The sequence below is a fragment of the Cellulomonas septica genome (assembly GCF_012396155.1).
Lineage (GTDB): Bacteria > Actinomycetota > Actinomycetes > Actinomycetales > Cellulomonadaceae > Cellulomonas > Cellulomonas septica.
Window position 1 is genome coordinate 1 of the sequence record NZ_JAAXOY010000183.1, and the last position, 5,674, is coordinate 5,674.

Annotated in this window: 5 protein-coding genes and 1 pseudogene; 2 read left to right on the forward strand and 4 right to left on the reverse strand. The window is 73.6% G+C overall.

The features are described from left to right. Together HGA02_RS08845 and HGA02_RS08850 are read right to left on the reverse strand one after the other, a co-directional pair. Window positions 1–293, reverse strand: a pseudogene (locus tag HGA02_RS08845) (helix-turn-helix transcriptional regulator); the annotation flags it as partial. A 217-nt stretch (window positions 294–510) separates the two neighbouring features. Next, window positions 511–1,095: a DUF3000 domain-containing protein gene (locus HGA02_RS08850; protein ID WP_124344370.1), complete on the reverse strand. Its 585-nt coding sequence runs from the start codon at window positions 1,093–1,095 to the stop codon at window positions 511–513. Window positions 1,096–1,273: 178 nt separating this feature from the next. Between HGA02_RS08850 and gndA the strand changes: the two genes are divergently transcribed. Further along, the gene (gndA, locus tag HGA02_RS08855) at window positions 1,274–2,728 is read left to right on the forward strand and encodes an NADP-dependent phosphogluconate dehydrogenase (RefSeq protein ID WP_168678703.1); all 1,455 of its coding nucleotides are present in this window, start codon (window positions 1,274–1,276) and stop codon (window positions 2,726–2,728) included. Continuing rightward, window positions 2,725–4,011: an ATP-binding protein gene (locus HGA02_RS08860; protein ID WP_168678704.1), complete on the forward strand. Its 1,287-nt coding sequence runs from the start codon at window positions 2,725–2,727 to the stop codon at window positions 4,009–4,011. The genes gndA and HGA02_RS08860 overlap by 4 nt, the downstream gene beginning before the upstream one ends. A gap of 144 nt (window positions 4,012–4,155) precedes the next feature. Here HGA02_RS08860 and HGA02_RS08865 read toward each other — a convergent pair whose 3' ends face one another. Continuing rightward, window positions 4,156–4,641, reverse strand: a complete 486-nt coding sequence (locus HGA02_RS08865) for a hypothetical protein (RefSeq protein WP_124343132.1) — start codon at window positions 4,639–4,641, stop codon at window positions 4,156–4,158. Continuing rightward, a complete protein-coding gene (locus tag HGA02_RS08870; RefSeq protein WP_343035393.1) occupies window positions 4,638–5,450 on the reverse strand; it encodes a dihydrofolate reductase family protein in 813 nt (270 codons plus the stop codon). The genes HGA02_RS08865 and HGA02_RS08870 overlap by 4 nt, the downstream gene beginning before the upstream one ends. Window positions 5,451–5,674: the final 224 nt, after the last annotated feature.

Below are 5,674 nucleotides of genomic sequence, written 5' to 3' on the forward strand. Positions count from 1 at the left end.
GGCTGCCGCGGGACGCTCGTCGCCGTCTGGCCCGCGACCGCACCGCGCAGGCCGCCCTGCAGCAGGACCGACAGCTCCGGGCGGCTCGCGCGTCGCGTCAGCACGACGACACGCGGTGCGCCCCGGCGGCGCAGGTTCTGGACGAGCGCGACACCGTCGCCGTCGGCGATCTCCGACACCACCACGCACATCTGCTGCGGCGGCGCTGCCGGGCGTCGGGTCGTCGGCACGGTCGTCCGCACGGCGACCCGGCGGAGCGGGGCGACGTCGCGGCGGAGGGGCTCGATGCTCACGGTCCTCTCATCGGCAGCACCTCTGGGCCACTTGAGGGACAGGACGTCACGGATCCACGGGAAGTCGTGATAGTGCGCGGAGCCGGCACGACGACGCTGGTCAGCGACGAGGACGCCGCGGTCCGACGACGCGGGTCGGGGAGGACCGCGGCGCGGCCGGGCGACGACGAGAGCCGGCGGCGGCGGCGAGCCGGGTCGGTGACGAGGGCGACGTGGGTCAGCGACGGGGGCCGAGGGGCACGACGCCCTCGGGCAGCGGCGGCAGGCCGGCCGCGGTGCACAGCAGCGTCGCCCACGCACGCAGGTGCGGACCGAGGTCCTCACCCGCGGCGGTCCACGACGCCCGGATCTCCAGCTCGGTCTGCTCCGCGCGACGCTCGAGCGCGCCGAAGCTCTGCGACAGCACGCGCGTGACGGTGCCGCCCGCCGCGTGCGGCTCGAGGCCGGCCGACTCGAGCGCGTCGGTGAACCAGGTCCACGCGACCTCGGCGAGCAGCGGGTCGGTGCCGACCTCGGCCTCCAGCGTGGCGCGCACCAGCGTCACGAGGCGGAACGAGCCCTCCCACGCCTCCTGCCCCTCGGGGTCGTAGAGCACGACGAACCGGCCCGACGCGAGCTCGGCGGCGGCGACCGACCGGCGCGCGCTGCGCACCTCGGCCGTGAGCGCGGCGGAGAACGGGGCGATCCGGGCGGGGCCGGGGACCTCGTCGAGCACGACCTCGGACCGGACCGTCACGTTGCGCAGCGAACGCAGCGCACGGACGAACTCGGCGGGGACGTCCTCGGGACCTGCTGGAGTCACGCTGGGGAGCGTACGGGCGCGGTCGCCGTCTTGACGTCCGGCACGCCGCTCCCGCGTCATCGCGACGCCGCTAGGCTGACCGGGCACTCCCACCCGGACGTCGCGCACCCGCCCAGCGCCCCTCTGCGCACGGGTCGTCCCGCGCCCCGGGCCGTCGACGACAAGGAGCACCTCACGCATGGCCGCGAACACCACGGCACCCGGCACGGCGGAGATCGGCGTCACCGGTCTGGCGGTGATGGGCCGCAACCTGGCCCGGAACTTCGCCCGGAACGGGTTCACCGTCGCGATCCACAACCGGTCCTTCGCGAAGACGCAGTCGCTGCTGGCTGATCACGGGGACGAGGGCACGTTCGTCGCCTCGGAGAGCACCGCGGACTTCGTGGCCTCGCTGGCGCGGCCGCGCAAGATCGTGGTGATGGTCAAGGCCGGTGCCGCCACGGATGCGGTGATCGACGAGCTGGTGCCGTTGCTGGACGCGGGCGACATCGTGGTCGACGCGGGCAACGCGCACTTCCCGGACACGATCCGCCGCGAGCGTGCGCTGCGGGAGAAGGGCCTGCACTTCGTGGGCTCGGGGGTCTCCGGTGGTGAGGAGGGTGCGCTGCTGGGCCCGTCGATCATGCCCGGCGGCACGCGTGAGTCGTATGAGTGGTTGGGGCCGATCCTGGAGAAGATCGCGGCGAAGGTCGACGGGGTGCCGTGCTGCACCTACGTCGGGCCGGACGGTGCGGGGCACTTCGTGAAGATGGTGCACAACGGCATCGAGTACGCCGACATGCAGCTCATCGCCGAGGCCTACGACCTGCTCAAGCAGGGCCTGGGTGCGTCGGCGGCGGAGATCGGGCAGATCTTCGCGGAGTGGAACACCGGGGACCTGGAGTCGTTCCTCATCGAGATCACGGCCGACGTGCTGCAGCACGTCGACGCGGCCACCGGGTCTGCGTTCGTGGACGTCGTGCTGGACCAGGCCGAGCAGAAGGGCACCGGCCGCTGGACCGTGCAGAACGCCCTCGACCTCGGCGTGCCGATCACCGGGATCGCCGAGGCGACCTTCGCTCGCGCCCTGTCCGGGTCGGTGCCGCAGCGTCAGGCCGCCCGGGGCACGCTGCCCGCGCTAACCACGCCGTGGCAGGTCGAGGACCGGGAGGCGTTCATCGAGGACGTGCGCCTGGCCCTGTACGCCTCGAAGGTCGTGGCGTACTCGCAGGGGTTCGACCAGATCGCCGCGGCGTCGGCGGAGTTCGGGTGGGACATCGACCGCGGGGCGATGGCGCGGATCTGGCGCGGCGGGTGCATCATCCGGGCCCGGTTCCTCAACCGGATCACCGAGGCCTACGAGCGGGACGTGAACCTGCCGCTGCTGCTCGCCGACGAGTACTTCACCGGCGCCGTCGCCAACGGCGTCCAGGCCTGGCGGCGGGTCGTGTCCGGTGCCGCGCTGCACGGCGTGCCGACCCCGGCGTTCTCCTCCTCGCTCGCGTACTACGACGGGGTGCGTGCCGAGCGCCTGCCCGCCGCGCTGATCCAGGCCCAGCGCGACTTCTTCGGCGCCCACACCTACCGCCGCACCGACAAGGACGGCACGTTCCACACCGCGTGGTCCCTCGACCGCACCGAGCAGGACGCGTGAGCGAGCCCGTCTCCGCCACCGCCGCCCCGGGCACGACCCAGGGCGGCGGTGGTCCGCTCCAGCCCGTCATCCTCGGCGCCGACATCGGCGTCTACGCGATGGCCCGCTCGTTCCACGAGGCCTACGGCGTGCGGTCGGTCGTCGTCGCGGGTGCCGCGCTCGGTCCCGTCGCGCACTCGCGGATCGTCGACCACGAGATCGTCGCCGACGGGCACGACCCGCGACAGCTCGTCGACCGGCTGCTCGAAATCGCCCGCCGCATGCCCGACCGTCGGCTGCTGCTCATGGCGAACTCGGACTGGCTCGTGCGTGTCGTCGTGCAGCACCGCACCGAGCTCGAGCCGTACTACGTCGTGCCGTTCCTCTCGCAGGAGCTGCTCGACCAGATCTCCGACAAGGCGACGTTCGCGGAGATCTGCGAGCGGCTCGACATCTCCGTGCCGCGCACGATCGTCCAGGACTTCACGTCCGCCGACGAGGCCGGCTGGGCGCCCGCGCCGGTCGACCTCGACTACCCGCTCATCGCGAAGGCGGCGAGCAGCGCGGACTACCAGGACGTGGAGTTCGAGGGCAAGAAGAAGGTCTTCGAGATCGCGACGCCCGACGAGCTCGTGTGGCTCTGGGCAGCGCTGCGCGCCGCCGGCTTCCGCGGCCGGTTCGTCGTGCAGGAGCTCGTGCCCGGCGACGACACGCAGATGCGCTCGATCACCGCGTACGTCGACAGCCGTGGCGAGATCACGCTGCTGTGCAGCGCGCACGTGCTGCTCGAGGAGCACACGCCGTCCGGCCTGGGCAACCCGGCCGCGATGATCACCTACCGCGACGACGCGATGCTCGAGCAGGCCCGGCGGTTCCTCACGTCGACCGGCTACCGCGGCTTCGCGAACTTCGACGTCAAGGTCGACCCGCGCACCGGGCTGTTCCGGTTCTTCGAGGTCAACCCGCGGATCGGGCGGAACAACTACTACGTGACCGCCGCGGGTGCGAACCCCATGCGGTTCGTCGTCGAGGACCACGTCGAAGGTCGGGCCGTCGAGCCCGTCGTCGTCGAGCGCGAGGTCCTCTACTCGATCGTGCCGCACCGCCTGCTGCTGCGGTACGTGCGCGAGCCGCAGCTCGCGGCGCGCGTCCGACGGCTCGTGCGGTCCCGCGCCACCGCGCACCCGCTCGCCTACGGCAAGGACCTGTCGCCGCGCCGACGCGCCTACGTCTGGGCCGCCAAGCTCAACCAGGTGCGCAAGTTCCGCCGGTACTACCCGGAGGTCACGGACACCGGCTTCTGAGCCGGCTCGTCCGGTCGGCGCCGTGCGGCGTGCGGACCTCCACGACACGACGACGGCCCGCCCGCGAACCTCGCGGACGGGCCGTCGTCGTGCCGGGGGCCGAGCGGTCGCCGGGACCGCGCGGACCGGGTGGCGTCGAGCGCGTCAGCCGAGCTCGCTGGTCCCTGCGTACAGGTGCAGCACGGGGACCTGGAGGTCCTCGCGGGCCCGTGACGCCCAGTCGCGGTGGAACGTGTCCTCGAGCGCGTGCGGGTACGTGACGACGGCGACCTCGCGGACCCCGCCCGCGGCGACGGCCGCGCGCACCGCGGGGATCGGGTCGTCCTCGGTGATCTCCCCGGTCGCCGTGCGCCCGGCGGCGGTGAACGCCGCGACGCTGCCCGCGAGCTGCTCGGCGGCGGTCGCGCGGGCCTCGCGGACGCTCGGCTCCTTGCCGCGCGCGCGGTCGAACGCCTCGCGCAGCTCGCCGAGGCTGAGGTTGTCGATGATCGTCGAGAGCAGCGGGCGGTCGCTGTCAGCGGGGACGAGCACCCGGTACGCGAGCTCCTCGCCGTCGTGCAGCGACAGCAGGTGCTCGACGTCGGACGCGGTCAGGGTGTCCTCGACCAGGACCAGGATCGTGTCGGTCACGCGCCGAGCCTAACGACCTGCCAGCGTCCCAGCAGCACGCCGTCCCCGTGGAGCAGGTGCAGCGGCCGCAGGTGACGGGCCGGGTCGAACCACTCGGTGCGGTGCACGATGCGCGGCGCGGGACCGCCGACGAGCAGCGGGCTGGTCGTCACGCACAGCTCGTCGACGAGATCCGCGTCCAGCAGCTGACCGAGGAGCGTCGGCCCGCCCTCCGCGAGGACGTGCGACAGACCGCGGGCGCCGAGCGCGGCGAGCGCGACGCGCAGGTCCACGACCCCCGCGTCGGACTCGGTCACGATGACCCGCTCGGGACCGATCTGCTCGCGCAGCGCGTCGAGGCGCGGGCTCGCGCTCGTCGTGATGACCATCGGCGGCCGCTCCTCGTCGAGCAGCCCGGGCGGCAGGTCACCGCTCGCGCTCACGATCGCGAGCTCGACCTCGGGGGCGCGGCCGAACGCACGGCGCGCCTCGGCGAGACCGTCGGGCACGTCGAGCGCGGTGTAGCGCTCGGCGCGGGCCGTCTGCGCACCGACGAGCACGACGTCGGCGAGCGCGCGCAGCGTCCGGAACACCCGGAAGTCGGCGGGGTCGTTGATCGTGCCGCTGCGCTGGTCGACGCCCGTCGCGGCGCCGTCGACCGAGCTCACCATGTTGACGCGGACGTGGACGCCGCGCGGTGGGTCGACGGGCAGGCGGTCGGTGAAGAGGGCGAGCAGCTCGGCCTCGTCGGCGCGGGGCTCGAGGCGCTCACCGGCGCGTTCGAGGGGCAGCAGGACGTCGAGCGGGGGCAGGTCGTCGGTCTCCGGCACGGCGTTCACGCTAGGCCAGGTCGGCGGGGCAGGACAGTCGGGGCGGTGTGGGAAACCGCACGTCCACGCACGTCACCGCAGGTCGGGGTCGTGCCACCGTGGTCTGCCGGGCAGCGGTCGAGGCCGCGCCGCGCGGCCCGGATCAGCCGGGCAGGCGACCGGTCGCGGGGTCGTGCGGGCCGAGGACGTCGGCGAGCGCGGCGACCTCGCCGACCACGACGACG

Excerpts from the sequence above, each read along its gene's own strand:
- gndA (WP_168678703.1), top strand. The coding sequence starts at position 1,274 with ATGGCCGCGAACACCACGGCACCCGGCACGGCGGAGATCGGCGTCACC.